This is a genomic window from Pseudomonas sp. KH_046_1, assembly GCF_057839025.1.
Genome location: NZ_CM174481.1, coordinates 3,372,622 through 3,388,907, shown reverse-complemented (window position 1 = coordinate 3,388,907; position 16,286 = coordinate 3,372,622). Strand labels below are relative to the sequence as shown.

Here is a 16,286-nt window from a genome sequence, read left to right as displayed (position 1 = left end):
GGATTACTTGCCCATCGCCTGCCGATACTGTCGGGTCCGCCTGGCGATGTACAACTGATCCAGAATCAACGCCAACAACGCCGAAACCTTGGGTCGGGTTTTGCGCCCACGGCTCAAGCGATGCAGCTGGAACTTGACCACCGCCATGCTCGCCAGCGCCGCCAGGGGCTTGCGCTTCCAGCGGATCGGCGGCAATTGCGGATGGCTGTCCTGGCCTTCGCGCCAGTGCTTGACCAGGTGCGGTTCCACGGCCAGCGCGGTGCCGATGCCGGCCATGGCAAGGCCGCTGTCGAGGACCTGTTCGACGATTGCCAAACGCCGGATCCCGCCGGTCACCATCACTGGCATCCGCGCCACGCTGGCCAGTTCACCGGCCATTTCCAGAAAGTACGCCTCCCGTGCCAGGGTCCGGCCGTCGCGCGCTTCGCCTTGCATGGCCGGTGCTTCGTAACTGCCGCCGGAGAGCTCCAGCAGGTCGATCGCTTGTTCGTTCAGCCACTGGATCACTTGCCGTGCATCATCGGCATCGAAACCGCCGCGCTGGAAATCCGCTGAGTTGAGTTTTACCGACACGCAAAATTGCGGCGACACCGCTTGGCGAACCGCCTCGACGACGGACAACAGCAGGCGCGCGCGATTTTCCAGGGAGCCACCCCATTGATCGGTGCGCCGATTGGTGAGCGGCGAAAGGAACTGGCTGAGCAGGTAGCCGTGGGCGGCGTGGATCTGCACACCGGTAAAACCGGCTTTCTCGGCCAGTGCAGCACTGGTGGCGAAGCGTCGGATCACCTCCAGGATGTCGTCCTCGCTCATGGGCTTGGGTTCGGCGAACATCTTCGAGAACTGGCCCAGATCCAGCGCAACAGCCGACGGCGCCAAGGCTTGCTGGCCGAGGTTAGCCATGGTCTGGCGGCCAGGATGGTTGAGCTGCACCCAGAAATGCGCACCGCCGGAGCGGCCGACGCTGGCCCACTGGCGGAAGCGCTCCAGGTGGCGCTCGTCTTCCAGCGCTACACCGCCGGGGCCGGTCATGGCGCGGCGGTCGATCATCACATTGCCGGTCAGCAGCAAGCCGGCTTCGCCCTCGGCCCAGGCCTGATACAGGCGCAACAGCGCCTGGTCGGGCACCTGATCGGTGTTGGCGAGATTCTCCTCCATCGCGGCTTTGGCAATGCGATTGCCGATGGTCTGGCCGTTGGGCAGATTCAATGTTTGGAAGGGCGACATGCTTGACTCCTCGTAGTGATGAGCAGAGGCTAAGCTTAAAGTTAACTTTAATGTCAAGCAGGTAAATGAGGCCGCAATGAAGATTGGTGAATTGGCGCAGTTGAGCGGGTTGACCGCATCGCGCATCCGTTTTTACGAGTCTCAGGGCTTGATCCGCCAGGTCGAGCGTTCTTCCAACGGTTATCGGCGTTACTCGCAACAGGCGCTGCAAACCCTGCAACTCATCCAGTGCGCACAACAAGCCGGTTTCAGCCTGGAGGAACTCAAGCAGTTGCTGCCGGATACTGTGACGGGCGCGTTCAAGCACGATGAGTTGATGGCCGGCCTGCATCGCAAGATCGAGCAGATCGAAGAGATGCAACGGCACCTGGCCCATAGCAAGGCGCAGTTGCTGGGCTGGATCGACACCATACAGGCCAAGCCCGAAGGCATGAGCTGCGATGAAAATGCTGAACGGGTGATGACGTCATTCAAGCACTAGGTCAGGACGGATTGTTCATCGGCGTACCGGCCCTCCAAACGCCCGGTTGTGAACCAGATACCCGCCCTTTGTAGCCAACGGTAGCGGTCAGGGTTCCGTGCGTTTGGTAACGTTTTTTCCTCTCCTTACGCATCCCCCTGATTCAAAACAAATTTCAATCTCGCTCACATTCCCTCCACATCCTGTGGCACACTTTCTGCTGTCTATTCCGTTGTTACATACCATGTTCCGGTATAGCGGAATAAACATCACCCTGGAGTGCTTGCCATGCATCGCCGACCTTCCTTGTTCACAGCGTGTGTTTTTCTGTTTGCAGCCTCTGCTGCTGCCATGGGCGTGGCCCAGGCGGCGGACAGCAAGCTCGATAGCGTTCTGGCCCGCGGCAAACTGATCGTAGGCACCGGCAGCACCAACGCGCCGTGGCACTTCCAGGGTGCGGATGGCAAGTTGCAGGGTTTCGATATCGATATCGGGCACATGATCGCCAAGGGTTTGTTCAACGATCCGACCAAGGTTGAGTACGTGGTGCAGTCGTCCGATGCGCGGATTCCCAACCTGCTGACCGACAAGGTCGACATCAGTTGCCAGTTCATCACCGTGACGGCCAGCCGTGCGCAGCAAGTGGCGTTCACCCTGCCGTACTACCGTGAAGGTGTCGGCCTGCTGCTGCCGGCGAACAGCAAGTACAAGGAAATCGATGACATGAAAGCCGCCGGTGACAGTCTCACCGTGGCGGTGCTGCAAAACGTCTATGCCGAAGAACTGGTGCATCAGGCGCTGCCCAAGGCCAAGGTCGATCAATACGACAGCGTGGACCTGATGTACCAGGCCGTGAACTCCGGCCGCGCCGACGCGGCGGCCACCGACCAGTCCTCGGTGAAGTACCTGATGGTGCAGAACCCGGGTCGTTATCGCAGCCCGGCCTACGCCTGGAGCCCGCAGACCTATGCCTGCGCGGTCAAGCGCGGCGATCAGGACTGGCTGAACTTCGTCAATACCACCCTGCATGAGGCCATGACCGGTGTTGAGTTCCCGACTTACGCGGCGTCGTTCAAGCAATGGTTCGGTGTGGATCTGCCGACCCCGGCCATCGGTTTCCCCGTCGAATTCAAATGATCCCGTGAGAGCAGGGCGCCCAAATGCGCCCCGCTCAAGGTACTGCTGACCATGAACTATCAGTTGAACTTTGCCGCCGTGTGGCGCGATTTCGACACCTTGCTGGTGGGGCTCGGTATGGGTCTTGAACTGGCCCTGGTGTCGATCGCCATCGGCTGCGTGATCGGCCTGATGATGGCGTTTGCCTTGTTGTCCAGGCATCGCGCATTGCGGGTGCTGGCGTCGGTGTATGTCACGGTGATTCGTAACACGCCGATCCTGGTGTTGATCCTGTTGATCTACTTTGCGTTGCCGAGCCTGGGGATCCGGCTGGACAAGATCCCCTCGTTCATCATCACCCTGTCGCTGTATGCCGGGGCGTACCTGACTGAAGTGTTCCGCGGCGGCTTGCTGAGCATTCCCAAGGGCCTGCGTGAAGCCGGTTTGGCCATTGGCCTGGGGGAGTGGCAGGTCAAGGCCTACGTCACCGTGCCGGTGATGCTGCGCAATGTATTGCCGGCGCTGTCGAACAACTTCATTTCGCTGTTCAAGGACACCTCGCTGGCGGCCGCGATTGCCGTACCGGAGCTGACCTATTACGCGCGCAAGATCAATGTCGAGAGCTACCGGGTGATTGAAACCTGGCTGGTGACCACGGCGCTCTATGTGGCGGCCTGTTACCTCATTGCCATGATGCTGCGTTACCTCGAACAGCGTCTGGCGATTCGCCGATAGGAGGCCCCCATGTACGAATCCCCCAGTTGGTTGCATGAGTTGTGGGTGGCGCGGGAAGTGCTGTGGCAGGGCTTTCTGACCAGTGTCCAGGTGTCGGTGCTGGCGATTCTGCTCGGCACGCTCGTTGGCGTCGTCACCGGACTGGTGCTGACCTACGGAAAATTCTGGATGCGCGCGCCGTTTCGTTTTTATGTCGATGTGATTCGCGGCACGCCGGTGTTCGTGCTGGTGCTGGCGTGCTTTTACATGGCGCCGGCACTGGGCTGGCAGATCAGCGCGTTCCAGGCCGGTGCACTGGGTTTGACGCTGTTCTGCGGTTCCCATGTCGCCGAGATCGTGCGCGGTGCATTGCAGGCATTGCCGCTCGGGCAGATGGAGGCGAGCAAGGCCATCGGCCTGACGTTCTACCAGGCCCTCGGTTACGTGCTGTTGCCCCAGGCATTGCGGCAGATCCTGCCGACCTGGGTCAACTCGTCCACCGAGATCGTCAAGGCCTCGACCCTGTTGTCGGTGATCGGCGTAGCGGAATTGCTGCTCAGTACCCAGCAGATCATTGCCCGGACGTTCATGACCCTGGAGTTTTACCTGTTCGCCGGTTTCCTGTTCTTCGTCATCAACTACGGCATCGAGTTACTCGGCCGGCACATTGAAAAGCGGGTGGCTTTGCCATGACTCAGGCTCAAACCAATGCACAAAACGGCCAACCGCTGCTGGACATTCGCGGCCTGCACAAGCGTTACGACCAGCTCGAAGTACTCAAGGGCGTGGACCTGAGCATGCAGCGCGGCAACGTGGTGACACTGATCGGCTCCAGCGGTTCGGGCAAGACCACGCTGCTGCGCTGCGTGAACATGCTTGAAGAGTTCCAGGGCGGGCAGATCCTGCTCGACGGCGAATCCATCGGTTATGACGAGGTCAACGGCAAACGCATTCGCCACCCGGAAAGAGTCATTGCCCGCCATCGCGCCATGACCGGCATGGCGTTCCAGCAGTTCAACCTGTTCCCGCACCTGACTGCATTGCAGAACGTCACCCTGGGCCTGCTCAAGGTCAAGAAGCTGCACAAGGACGAGGCCGTGGCCCTGGCCGAGAAATGGCTGGAGCGCGTTGGCCTGCTGGAGCGTCGCGATCACTTTCCCGGTCAGTTGTCTGGCGGTCAGCAGCAGCGCGTGGCGATCGCCCGGGCGATTGCGATGAACCCGAGCCTGATGCTGTTCGACGAAGTGACCTCGGCGCTGGACCCGGAACTGGTGGGCGAAGTGTTGAGCGTGATCAAGGGCCTGGCCGAAGACGGCATGACCATGCTGCTGGTGACCCACGAAATGCGCTTTGCGTTCGAGGTCTCGGACAAGATCGTTTTCATGAATCAGGGGCGAATCGAAGAGCAGGGGCCACCCAAGGACCTGTTCGAACGCCCGCAGTCGCCACGACTGGCGGAATTTCTCAAAAGCACCCGTTTTTGATCCTTCAATGTTCAATCAGGAGAAACACTCATGAGCATTACTCGTTACGGCACCGGCAGCACCGCCGCTGGCGGTCAGCCTCGCCCTTTCGCCCGCGCCGTTGAAGCCGATGGCTGGCTGCACGTTTCCGGGCAGGTGCCGGCGGTGGACGGCGAGATCATTACTGGCGGCATTGTCGAACAGACCCACCAGACCATGAAGAATCTGATCGGCATTCTGGAGGAGGCCGGTTATGGCCTGGAAGATGTGGTGCGTGCTGGCGTGTGGCTGGAGGATCCGCGGGATTTCACCAGTTTCAACAAGGTCTTTTCCGAGTACTTCAAGCCCGAGCACGCCCCGGCGCGGGCCTGTGTGCAGGCGAACATGATGGTCGATTGCAAGGTCGAGATCGACTGTATTGCGTACAAGAAAAAGGCTTGAACCGAGGTGACTTCATCGCGAGCAGGCTCGCTCCTACAGGGGAATGCATTCCAAATGTGGGAGCGAGCCTGCTCGCGATGGCGGCCTGACTTTCAACGCAACACATTGGGTACACTCCCGGCGACTTTGAATGGGAACCACTGAAATGACCGAAGACACCATCAAGCGCCGGGCACGCGGTCTGGACCGGGCGTTCGATATCCTCGATTTCCTCAAGGAAGTCGGCCAGCCCCTGCGCCCGAACGACATCGCCAACGGCATCGGCAGCCCCAAGTCCACGGTCTACGAACTGGTGGCCTCGCTGCTGGAACGACGGATCCTGGAACCGGTGGGCAAGGACGGTCATGTCTACCTCGGTCGTCAGTTGTACTTTCTCGGGCAGGCACACCTGCGGCATTTCGACCTGACTCGCGAGGCCGATCACGCCTTGCAGGAAATCGTCAGCCAGACCCATGAAACGGCGCAGATGTGCCTGCTCAACGGGCGCAAGTACACCGTTGCGCTGATGAAGGAGGGGGAGCGGCATTTCCGCATTTCCTCGGACATCGGCGAAAACGCGCCCATCCCCTGGACCGCCTCCGGGCGCCTGCTGCTGGCGCACCTGAGCGACCAGGCAATCGTCGACCTGATCGACCACGATGACTTCATCCTGCCCGATGGCGAACGCTTGCCACTGGAGCAGTTTCTCAAGGAAATCCGTCAGGCCGGTATCGATGGTTTCTTTTCCTTCGATAGCGTCGCCGACACCTTTACCCATTGCTTCGCCGCACCGGTCAAAGACCCAAGCGGCGTGGCCATCGCGACCCTGTGCATCGTCGCCCCTCGGGCCGATGCGAAGAAAAACTACAACGACTACCGCCGGGTGCTGATCGAAAGCGCCAACAGCCTGGCCCGTCGCATCAACGAATAACAGCGGCTGCCTGCGGCCGCGTGAACGAGGAGTTCGACCATGTCTTCTGCCCCCAATACTGCCGCCGTGGAAAAAGGCACCGCGCCCATGGGCGCCAGCCTGGTGCGTGACGTCAGCCTGCCTGCGCTGGTACTGCACCGCGAGGCGCTGGAACACAACATTCGCTGGATGCAGGCGTTCGTCAGCGACAGCGGCGCGGAACTGGCGCCCCATGGCAAAACCAGCATGACCCCGGCGCTGTTCCGGCGCCAACTGGACGCCGGTGCCTGGGGCATCACCCTGGCCAGCGCCACGCAAACCCGTGCGGCCTACGCCCATGGTGTACGCCGGGTGCTGATGGCCAACCAGTTGGTCGGCATGCCAAACATGGCATTGATCGCCGACCTGTTGAGCGACCCGACGTTCGACTTCTATTGCATGGTCGATCACCCGGACAACGTCGCCGACCTCGGCGCCTATTTCGCCTCCCGCGGCGTGCGCCTGAACGTCATGATTGAATACGGCGTGGTCGGCGGTCGTTGCGGTTGCCGCAGCGAGCAGGAAGTGCTCGATCTGGCCAAGGCCATCGGCGCGCAACCGGCGCTGGCCCTGACCGGGATCGAAGGTTACGAAGGCGTGATCCATGGCGATCACGCCGTGACCGGTATTCGCGATTTCGCCGCATCACTGGTGCGCCTGGCGGTGCAGTTGCAGGACAGCGGCGCCTTCGCCATTGCCAAGCCGATCATCACCGCGTCGGGGTCGGCCTGGTATGACCTGATTGCCGAGTCCTTTGAAGCACAGAACGCCGCCGGGCGTTTCCTCAGCGTGCTGCGTCCCGGCAGTTACGTGGCTCACGACCATGGCATCTACAAGGAGGCGCAGTGCTGCGTGCTCGACCGTCGCAGCGACCTGCATGAGGGCCTGCGTCCGGCGCTGGAAGTGTGGGCGCATGTGCAGTCGTTGCCGGAGCCGGGGTTTGCGGTGATTGCCCTGGGCAAGCGCGACGTGGCCTACGATGCCGGTTTGCCGGTGCCGTTGCTGCGTTACAAGGCGGGCGTGGTGCCGGCCAAGGGCGATGATGTGAGCGCCTGCAAAGTGACCGCGGTGATGGACCAGCATGCGTTCATGACCGTGGCGCCGGGGGTTGATCTGCGGGTGGGCGACATCATTTCGTTCGGCACTTCGCACCCGTGCCTGACGTTCGACAAGTGGCGTGTCGGCTGTCTGGTGGACGAGCAACTGAACGTCATCGAGACCATGGAAACCTGTTTCTAAGTCCGGAACCGCAGCGCTGCCTTCGCGAGCAGGCTCGCTCCCACAATGGAATGAGGTCTCCTGTGGGAGCGATCCTGCTCGCGAAGGCGGCGGCCCAGACAACAAAGAATCGCCAGAGATCCCACAACAATGAACACCATCAACACCCTGGGCCCCAACACTCCACGCATCGCCCTGATCGGTGAATGCATGATCGAGTTGCAGCATCGCGCCGATGGCAGCCTGCAACAAAGCTTCGGCGGCGACACTTTGAATACGGCGGTGTACCTGTCCCGGGAACTGGGAGAGGACGGCGCCGTGGATTACGTCACCGCCCTGGGCGATGACAGTTTCAGCGACGCGATGTGCCAGAGCTGGGCGGCGGAAAGTATCGGGCTCGGCATGGTCCAGCGTCTGCCCGGACGCCTGCCGGGTTTGTATTGCATCCAGACTGACGCCGCCGGTGAGCGACGCTTTCTGTACTGGCGCAACGAAGCGGCAGTCCGCGATTGCTTTACCACCCCGGCCGCCGCGCCGATCCTCGCTGCTTTGCCGGATTACGATGTGCTGTACTTCAGTGGCATCACCCTGGCGGTACTCGGTGTGCAAGGCCGGGAAAAATTGCTGGAAACCCTGATCGAAGCTCGCCAGCGCGATGCGCGGATTGTGTTTGACAACAACTACCGGCCACGGCTGTGGGCATCGGTCGAGGACGCCCGGGCGGCGTATCGTCGTGTGCTGCCGCAGGTTGATCTGGCGTTGCTGACGGTGGATGACGAGCAGGCGTTGTTTGGTTATGCCGATTGTGACGCGGTGTTTACCGCGTATGAGCAGATCGGTACGCCGGAAGTGGTGCTCAAGCGCGGCGCCCAAGCGTGCCTGATTCGTTGTGATGGCGAGTCATTCGAGGTGCCGGCGCAGAAGGTCGAGCGGGTGGTGGACACCACGGCGGCGGGGGATTCGTTCAGCGCGGCGTATCTGGCTTCGCGGCTCAAGGGTGGCAGCCCGGCGGACGCCGCCGAGGCCGGGCATCGGTTGGCGAGCCGGGTGATTCAGGTGCCGGGGGCGCTGATTCCAAGGTAAGCGGTGAATGGCCGCTGGCTGCGCCATCGGTTCGCGGGCAAGCCCGCTCCCACAGTGGTAGTCGGTGTGGCTGCAATCTATTGCAACTCATAAATCCCTGTGGGAGCGGGCTTGCCCGCGAAGAGGCCCGAAAGCCAACAGCATCAATCCCGGTAAAACACCTGCACCAGGTGATACCCGAACTTGCTCTTGATCGGCCCATGCACCACCCGCAGCGGTTTCTTGAAGATCACCGCATCGATCACGCCGACCATCTGCCCTGGCCGCACTTCGCCGAGATCGCCGCCGCGCTTGCCCGATGGGCAGGTCGAGTACTTCTTGGCCAGCACGTCGAACGCTTCACCCTTGGCGATGCGTTGTTTGAGCTGCTCGGCTTCTTCCGAGGTTTTCACCAGAATATGGCGGGCTTGAGCTTTCATGTGGCGGTACCTTGCAACGGTGGTGGCTATGTGGGTGGCAGCGGGGGCGCGCGATTATGCCTCAACTCAGTCCGGTTGACTGATCATCGTGCGAATCTTGTTGGCCAGCAGGTCGATGGAAAACGGCTTGGCCACCATGTCCATGCCTTCTTCGAGGAAACCCTGGCGCTCGGCGGCGATCCCGGCGTAACCGGTCATGAACAGCACTTTCAGTTCGGGACGATGCTGGCGGGCGATTTCCGCCAGTTGGCGGCCGTTCATGCCCGGCAACCCGACGTCGGTCACCAGCAGGTCCACCCGCACGTCCGACTCCAGTACCGGCAGGGCGCTCTTGGCATCTTCGGCTTCATGGGCGCGGTAACCGAGCTCCTTGAGCAGGTCCAGTACCAGCATGCGCACCGCCGCATCGTCTTCGACCAGCATCACGGTTTCGCCGGCAATCGCCGCCGGTGCCTCGCCGACGACGGACGACAGGACTTTTTCCTGCTCGGTCGAATGCAGGCGCGGCAGGTACAAGCGCACGCTGGTGCCCCGTCCGGGCAAGCTGAACAGGCTGACGTGGCCCCCCGTTTGCTGGGCGAAACCGTAAATCATCGACAAGCCCAGACCGGTGCCCTGGCCGATGGGCTTGGTGGTGAAGAACGGGTCGAATGCCTTGGCCAGCACCGAAGGCGTCATGCCGGTGCCGTTGTCGCTGACGGCAATCATCACGTAGTCGCCGGCCTTGACCGGTTCCAGGGTCGTGATGTCGCTGCCGTCGAGGTATACATTGGCGGTTTCGATCTGCAACTCGCCGCCATCGGGCATGGCGTCCCGGGCGTTGATCACCAGGTTGAGCAAGGCGTTTTCCAGCTGGCTGACATCGGTGCTGACCCGCCAGGTGCTCTCGGCCAGTTGCAGTTTGAGTTCGATGTGGTCGCCCTTGGTACGACGGAACAAGTCTTCGAGCGAGTGAATCAACTCGTTGGGGTTGAGCGGCTTGCGATTGAGCGACTGACGCCGGGAGAACGCCAGCAAGCGATGGGTGAGGGCGGCGGCACGGTTGGCCGAGGACACGGCCGCTTCGGTGAACCGGCCAATCTCGGCGGTGCGGCCGTCGGCAATGTAGCGTTGCATCAGGTCGAGGCTGCCAATGATGCCGGTAAGCATGTTGTTGAAGTCATGGGCGATGCCACCGGTAAGCTGGCCGACCGCATCCATTTTCTGCGCATGGCGCAAGGCGTCTTCGGCACGCTCACGCTCGAACATCTCGTTTTGCAAACGCTCGTTGGCCTCGGCCAGTTGGCGGGTGCGGGCGGCAACCCGTTCCTCAAGGGTTTCGTTGAGGTTGCGCAGGGCTTCTTCGGTTTTTTTGCGTTCGGTTTCGTCGATCACGAAGATGTAGAAACCGTTCACCGCGCCATCCGCGCCGTGGCGTGGCAGGTAGTTCATCAAGGCCTGGCGGATGCTGCCGTCGCGGTGTGGCGTGCTGATGCTGAAACAGCAAGGCCGGCCGGACAGCGCCTCAGTGATGTGCGGGGCGCGCAGCGCATAGGCTTCTTCGCCGAGCACTTCAAGAATGGTTCGTCCGTAAAGCTCTTGCGGCGTGAGCCCGTACCAGTCGAGGTACGCCGCATTGTTCAGGCGGAAGCGTTCTTCGCGGTCGACGTAGCTGATCAGGACCGGCATGGCGTTGATGATCAGTTGCAACTCGGTCTGGCTCTGGCGCAGGGCCTGTTCGGTGTGTTTGCGTTCGGTCAGGTCCAGGGCGGCGCCGAGGAAACGCATCGGCCGGCCATGGTGGTCCTTGTAGCAGCGACCGCGGGCAAACACCCAGCGCATCTGGCCGTCGGTTTGCAGCAGGCGATATTCCTCGGCGTATTCGCTGCCGTGGGTGATGCAATGCTTGATGCTGCGGGCGATCAGGGCGCGGTCTTCGGGGTGTACGCCGTGCAGGTACTCACTGATCGGCAATTGACTGGCCTTGGCCGGGTCGATGCCGTGCAACTGGGCAAAATGCGCATCGGCGATGAAACGGTCCTCGCTGATGTCCCAGTCCCAGGTGCCGACCGCATCGGTGGCGGCGAGGGCCAGTTGCAGGCGTTCCTCGGTTTCACGCTGGGCCTTGAGGCTGGCCGCCGAGCGCTGTTCGAGTTCGAGGGCGATGCGCCGGCGTTCGTTGGTTTCGATGGCGGTGACCAGGATCCCGGATACCTCGGCACTTTCGTCGCGGATCGGGCTGTAGGTCAGGTCGAGCCAGAAGTCGGATTCCCGGTCCCCGTGTTGCAAGGTAAAGCGCTGCTCGCTGTAGGTTCGCACCTGACCTTGCAGGACGGCGCTGTAAATCGGGTCGGTAAAGTCTTGCAACTCTGGCCAGATCAGGTGTGTCGGTTGTCCGAAGGCGTGTGGATGCTTGCTTCCGGCGAGCAGGGCGAAGCCGTCGTTATAGATTTGCGTCAGTTGCGGGCCCCAGAGCAGCAGCATCGGCATCGGTGAGTGAATGACGATGTCCACGGCGGTTCGCAGGCTTTGTGGCCAAGTGCTGGCAGCGCCCAGCGGACTGCTTGCCCAGTCGATACGGGCGATCAAGGCCTGGGCATCGCTGGCGGTTGGTGTTGCGTTCATCTGGGAGTCCTGCGCCAATTCGCTATAGCTGGCGTCTATTCTTGCACAGGTGACAGGCGCAGGTTGATTCGAAGGCTTGAGCGGTTACTGTGGGAGCGGGCTTGCTCGCGAAGAGGGCGGTACATTCAACGTCAATGTCGCCTGACTCTACGCCATCGCGAGCAGGCTCGCTCCCACAGGTAATCCCATTTCAATCCATCAGCTCGGGCCTGTTTCGGTACTGTTCCAGCGCTTCGGGATTGGCCAGCGCATCGGTGTTTTTCACCTTCTGCCCATGCACCACATTGCGCACCGCCAACTCAACGACCTTGCCGCTGATGGTCCGGGGAATGTCCGTCACTGCAACAATCTTCGCCGGCACATGACGCGGCGTGGTGTTGGCGCGAATCGTCTCGCGGATCTGCTGTTGCAGTGCATCGTCCAGTTCGAGCCCGTCGCGCAAGCGTACGAACAGCACCACCCGCACATCATCCTGCCACTGCTGACCGATGGCCACACTGTCGAGCACCTGGGGGACTTTCTCCACCTGACGATAGATTTCCGCCGTGCCGATGCGCACGCCGCCGGGGTTGAGCACGGCATCGGAGCGACCGTGGATCATCATCCCGCCATGGGGCAGTTGTTCGGCGTAATCACCTTGGGCCCAGACGCCGGGGAACAGGCTGAAATAGGATTGGCGCAGCTTCTCGCCATCGGGATCGTTCCACAGGCCAATGGGCATCGCAGGGAAATGGCGGGTGCAGACCAGTTCGCCTTTTTCACCGATCACCGGGTGGCCTTCGTCGTTCCACACTTCGACGGCCATGCCCAGGCTCTTGCCCATGATTTCGCCACGCCGCACGGGCGACATCGGGTTGCCGTTGACGAAGCACGAGACGATGTCGGTGCCGCCGGACATCGAGGCCAGGCACACGTCGGCCTTGAAGTCGCGATAGACGAAGTCGTAACTGTGCGGCGACAGCGCCGAGCCGGTGCAGAGCAACGTCTTGAGGCTGCCCAGGTCATGACTTTCACGCGGCTTGATACCGCTGCTTTCCAGGGTCGCGAGGTATTTGGGGCTGGTGCCGAAGACGCTGATGCGTTCGTCGTCGATCAGGTCGATCAAGCGTTGCGGTTCGGGCTGGAACGGTGAGCCGTCGTACAGCACCACGGAACTGCCTGTCGCCAGCGCCGACACCAGCCAGTTCCACATCATCCAGCCGCAGGTGGTGTAGTAGAACAGCCGTTCACCGGGGCCGAGATCGCCATGCAGGCCGTGTTCCTTGACGTGTTGCAGCAACACGCCGCCGGTGCTGTGGATGATGCACTTGGGCACGCCGGTGGTGCCGCTGGAGTAGAGGATGTACAGCGGATGGGCGAAGGGCACCGGGACGAAATCCGGTTCGCCGCCGGGGGTGTAGAAGTCGTCCCACAGCGTCACGTTGGCCTGGGTGCGGAATTCTTCTATGTGCGCCTGTGGTCGGGTGTAAGGCACGACGATCAACTGTTGCAGCGACGGCAGGCGCTCGAGGATTTCGTTGACCTTGGCGGTCTGGTCGATCTCTTTGCCGGCATAGCGATAGCCGGCACAGGTCACCAGCACTTTCGGTTCGATCTGGCCGAAACGGTCAACCACCCCTTGGGTGCCGAAGTCCGGCGAAGAGCATGACCAGATGGCGCCAAGGCTGGTGGTGGCGAGCATGGCCACCAGTGTCTGCCAGGTGTTGGGCATGCAGGCGGCGATCCGGTCACCCATACCGACGCCGGCGGCGATCAAGCCATTCTGAAAACCGGCGACCTGTTCGGCCAGTTCGGCCCAGGTCAAGTGTTCACGCTGACCGTTTTCGCCAACGGCTATCACGGCGATCGCATCATCGCGACGCTGTAGCAGGTGTTCGGCAAAGTTCAGCGTTGCGCCGGGGAACCACTGGGCGCTGGGCATCCGGGGGCCTTCGAGCAGCACGGCGTCGGGTTGCTCGTGAAAGCGAATGTCGAAGAAATCGACGATGGACTGCCAGAAGTCCGGGCGTTGATCGATGGACCACTGGTGCAGGGCAGGGTAGTCGTCGATCTTGAGGTGGTGCCGCTGATTGATGAAGCGCCGAAAGGCCTCCATGCGGGTCTTGCCAATGCGTTTGGCGTCGGGTTGCCAGAGGATGTCGGACATGGTTTGCCTCTTCTTATGTCTGTAGATCCATTCGCGAGCAAGCCCGCTCCCACATGGAAATGCAATCCCCTGTGGGAGCGGGCTTGCTCGCGAAGAACGATATCGCGGTTTAGCGGCTGATCACTGCGCCAACCACCCACCATCAACATTCCACGCCGCACCCCGCACCTGGCTGCCGGCTTCGCTGCACAAAAACAGCACCAGTTCACCCAGTTGCGGCGGTGTCACGAACTCCAGCGACGGCTGCTTTTCAGCGAGCAAATCGTGTTGTGCCTGCTGCGGGTCAACCCCGTTGGCGGCACGATCATCAATCTGCTTTTGCACCAGCGGCGTCAATACCCAGCCTGGGCAGATCGCGTTGCAGGTGACCTGGGTGGTCGCGGTTTCCAGCGCGACCACTTTGGTCAAGCCGATCACCCCGTGCTTGGCGGCGACATAGGCGGACTTGCCCACCGAACCGACCAGACCATGCACCGAGGCAATGTTGATCACCCGGCCCCAGCCCTTGGTGCGCATGCCCGGCAGGCTCAAACGGGTGCTATGGAACACCGATGACAGGTTGATGGCGATGATCGAATCCCAGCGCTCCACCGGGAACTCATCCACCGCTGCCACGTGCTGAATGCCTGCGTTGTTGACCAGAATGTCGACGCCGCCGAATTCACGCTCGGCGTAGGCGATCATGTCGGCAATTTGTGCCGGATCACTGACATCGGCCGGGTGATGACCGACCTTGCCGCCGAACTGTTCTACCTCGGCAATCACCCTGGACGCATCGCCGAAGCCGTTGAGGACCAGGTTGGCCCCGGCCTTGGCCAGGCTGAGGGCGATCCCCAGGCCTATGCCGCTGGTGGAACCGGTGACCAGTGCGGTCTTGCCCGAAAGAGTCGTCATGAATACCTCACACAATGCCAGTGGCGTAGAAGGTGCCGATCACCACGAAGACCGCCAGGGTCTTGATCAGCGTAATACAGAAAATGTCTTTGTAAGCCTCGCGGTGGGTCAACCCGGTGACCGCCAGCAGGGTGATCACCGCGCCGTTGTGCGGCAGGGTGTCCATGCCACCGCTGGCCATCGCGGCGACCCGGTGCAGCACTTCCAGGGGAATGTTCGCCGCATGGGCGGCGCTGATGAACTGCTCGGACATCGCCGCCAGCGCGATGCTCATGCCGCCCGAGGCGGAGCCGGTGATGCCGGCCAGCAGGGTCACGGTAATCGCTTCGTTGACCAGTGGGTCGGGAATGCTCTTGAGCCAGTCGGCCAGCACCAGAAAGCCGGGCAAGGACGCGATCACGGCACCGAAACCATATTCCGAGGCGGTGTTCATCGCCGCCAGCAACGCACCGCTGACCGCACTTTTACTGCCTTCGGCCAGCTTGCGGCTGATCGCCTTGTAGCCGAACGCCAGCACCATGAGGATGCCTACCAACAGCGCGGCCTGGACCGCCCAGATCGCCGTGAGCTTGGCGATTTCCGTGGTCACCGGCGCGGCCATGCCCGGTAGCGCGAGGCTGTGGGTCTTGCCATATACCTGCGGAATCCAATGGGTGAACAACAGGTTCATGATGCCCACCGCCAGCAGTGGCGACAGCGCGAGCCACGGGTTGGGCAGCTTGAGGTCGGCGGCGGTTTCCGGCTCGTTGCGCAGGTCCGAACCATAACCTTCACCGGCACGCTGGGCCTTGTTGCGCTGGCGCTGGAGAAACAGCATGCCGGCGCAGAACACGAAGATCGTGCCGATCACACCCAGCCACGGCGCGGCCCAAGCGGTGGTGTTGAAGAAGGTGCTGGGGATGATGTTCTGGATTTGTGGCGTGCCGGGCAGGGCGTCCATGGTGAACGAGAAGGCGCCCAGGGCAATGGTCGCCGGGATCAGTCGCTTGGGGATGTTGCTCTGGCGGAACATTTCAGCGGCAAACGGATAGACCGCGAACACCACCACAAACAACGATACGCCGCCGTAGGTCAGCAGGGCGCAGACCAGCACGATCACCAGCATCGCCTGACGGGTGCCGAGCAGGCGAATCGCCGCCGCGACGATGGAGCGCGAGAAGCCGGACAGTTCGATCAACTTGCCGAACACCGCGCCGAGCAGGAACACCGGAAAATACAGCTTGATGAAGCCGACCATTTTTTCCATGAACACCCCTGTGAAAGCGGGGGCGACGGCAGACGGGTCGGTCAGCAGGACAGCGCCGAGGGCGGCAATCGGGGCAAAAAGGATAACGCTGTAGCCACGGTAGGCAGCCAGCATCAGCAGCGCGAGGGCTGCCAAGGCAATGATCACACTCATGGTGTGTCTCCTGGGTTGTTATTTTTGTTGGGTGAAGCCTGGTAGGAGAGGCGTATAGCGAGTTTTGTGCCAGATGATTAAGTTGTTGAAATATAAGGATATATTTTCATGTTGGTGGGCTTGTCGAGTAGGTTTGTCTCTATTCTGAGACTTGCATTGGCAGTGCTGGCCTCT

General features: G+C 61.5%; 15 protein-coding genes. 9 read left to right on the top strand and 6 right to left on the bottom strand.

The window, feature by feature from the left end; all coding sequences use genetic code 11:
- Window positions 1-3: 3 nt before the first annotated feature.
- Window positions 4-1,227 carry an NADH:flavin oxidoreductase/NADH oxidase family protein gene (locus AC3IT9_RS15645; RefSeq protein ID WP_489270303.1) on the bottom strand — a complete coding sequence of 408 codons (1,224 nt, stop codon included), beginning with the start codon at window positions 1,225-1,227 and terminating at the stop codon, window positions 4-6.
- 76 nt (window positions 1,228-1,303) lie between these two features.
- Here AC3IT9_RS15645 and AC3IT9_RS15640 point away from each other — a divergent pair, with 76 nt between their 5' ends.
- The 9 genes from AC3IT9_RS15640 to AC3IT9_RS15600 all read left to right on the top strand — a co-directional run bounded on the left by AC3IT9_RS15640 (window position 1,304) and on the right by AC3IT9_RS15600 (window position 8,650).
- Window positions 1,304-1,708, top strand: coding sequence for a MerR family transcriptional regulator (locus tag AC3IT9_RS15640; RefSeq protein ID WP_489270302.1), 405 nt, complete (start codon window positions 1,304-1,306; stop codon window positions 1,706-1,708).
- Window positions 1,709-1,975: 267 nt separating this feature from the next.
- Entirely contained in the window at window positions 1,976-2,824 is an 849-nt protein-coding gene (locus tag AC3IT9_RS15635; RefSeq protein WP_489270301.1) for a transporter substrate-binding protein, read from the top strand.
- Window positions 2,825-2,875: 51 nt separating this feature from the next.
- Window positions 2,876-3,538, top strand: coding sequence for an amino acid ABC transporter permease (locus AC3IT9_RS15630; protein WP_150756924.1), 663 nt, complete (start codon window positions 2,876-2,878; stop codon window positions 3,536-3,538).
- 9 nt (window positions 3,539-3,547) lie between these two features.
- Window positions 3,548-4,210: an amino acid ABC transporter permease gene (locus AC3IT9_RS15625; protein ID WP_150723636.1), complete on the top strand. Its 663-nt coding sequence runs from the start codon at window positions 3,548-3,550 to the stop codon at window positions 4,208-4,210.
- The gene (locus AC3IT9_RS15620) at window positions 4,207-5,001 is read left to right on the top strand and encodes an amino acid ABC transporter ATP-binding protein (protein WP_489270300.1); all 795 of its coding nucleotides are present in this window, start codon (window positions 4,207-4,209) and stop codon (window positions 4,999-5,001) included. Before AC3IT9_RS15625 ends, AC3IT9_RS15620 begins: the two co-directional genes overlap by 4 nt.
- 30 nt (window positions 5,002-5,031) lie before the next feature.
- A complete protein-coding gene (locus AC3IT9_RS15615) occupies window positions 5,032-5,421 on the top strand; it encodes a RidA family protein (protein ID WP_150723638.1) in 390 nt (129 codons plus the stop codon).
- Window positions 5,422-5,566: 145 nt separating this feature from the next.
- Complete coding sequence (locus AC3IT9_RS15610; RefSeq protein ID WP_150724294.1) at window positions 5,567-6,331, top strand: IclR family transcriptional regulator; 765 nt, start codon at window positions 5,567-5,569, stop codon at window positions 6,329-6,331.
- A 39-nt stretch (window positions 6,332-6,370) separates the two neighbouring features.
- Entirely contained in the window at window positions 6,371-7,588 is a 1,218-nt protein-coding gene (locus AC3IT9_RS15605; protein ID WP_489270299.1) for an amino acid deaminase, read from the top strand.
- Between the two features lie 129 nt (window positions 7,589-7,717).
- A complete protein-coding gene (locus AC3IT9_RS15600; RefSeq protein ID WP_489270298.1) occupies window positions 7,718-8,650 on the top strand; it encodes a sugar kinase in 933 nt (310 codons plus the stop codon).
- A gap of 143 nt (window positions 8,651-8,793) precedes the next feature.
- On the opposite strand, the gene AC3IT9_RS15595 is transcribed toward AC3IT9_RS15600, so the two are convergent.
- The 5 genes from AC3IT9_RS15595 to AC3IT9_RS15575 all read right to left on the bottom strand — a co-directional run bounded on the left by AC3IT9_RS15595 (window position 8,794) and on the right by AC3IT9_RS15575 (window position 16,112).
- Entirely contained in the window at window positions 8,794-9,069 is a 276-nt protein-coding gene (locus tag AC3IT9_RS15595; RefSeq protein ID WP_007898282.1) for a peptidylprolyl isomerase, read from the bottom strand.
- A 66-nt stretch (window positions 9,070-9,135) separates the two neighbouring features.
- Window positions 9,136-11,673, bottom strand: a complete 2,538-nt coding sequence (locus AC3IT9_RS15590; RefSeq protein WP_489270297.1) for a PAS domain-containing hybrid sensor histidine kinase/response regulator — start codon at window positions 11,671-11,673, stop codon at window positions 9,136-9,138.
- Between the two features lie 190 nt (window positions 11,674-11,863).
- Window positions 11,864-13,819, bottom strand: coding sequence for an acetoacetate--CoA ligase (locus tag AC3IT9_RS15585; protein WP_489270296.1), 1,956 nt, complete (start codon window positions 13,817-13,819; stop codon window positions 11,864-11,866).
- A 120-nt stretch (window positions 13,820-13,939) separates the two neighbouring features.
- A complete protein-coding gene (gene hbdH, locus AC3IT9_RS15580) occupies window positions 13,940-14,713 on the bottom strand; it encodes a 3-hydroxybutyrate dehydrogenase (protein ID WP_489270295.1) in 774 nt (257 codons plus the stop codon).
- A 7-nt stretch (window positions 14,714-14,720) separates the two neighbouring features.
- Window positions 14,721-16,112 (bottom strand): GntP family permease, encoded by a 1,392-nt coding sequence (locus tag AC3IT9_RS15575; protein ID WP_150756929.1) that lies wholly within the window; start codon window positions 16,110-16,112, stop codon window positions 14,721-14,723.
- Window positions 16,113-16,286: the final 174 nt, after the last annotated feature.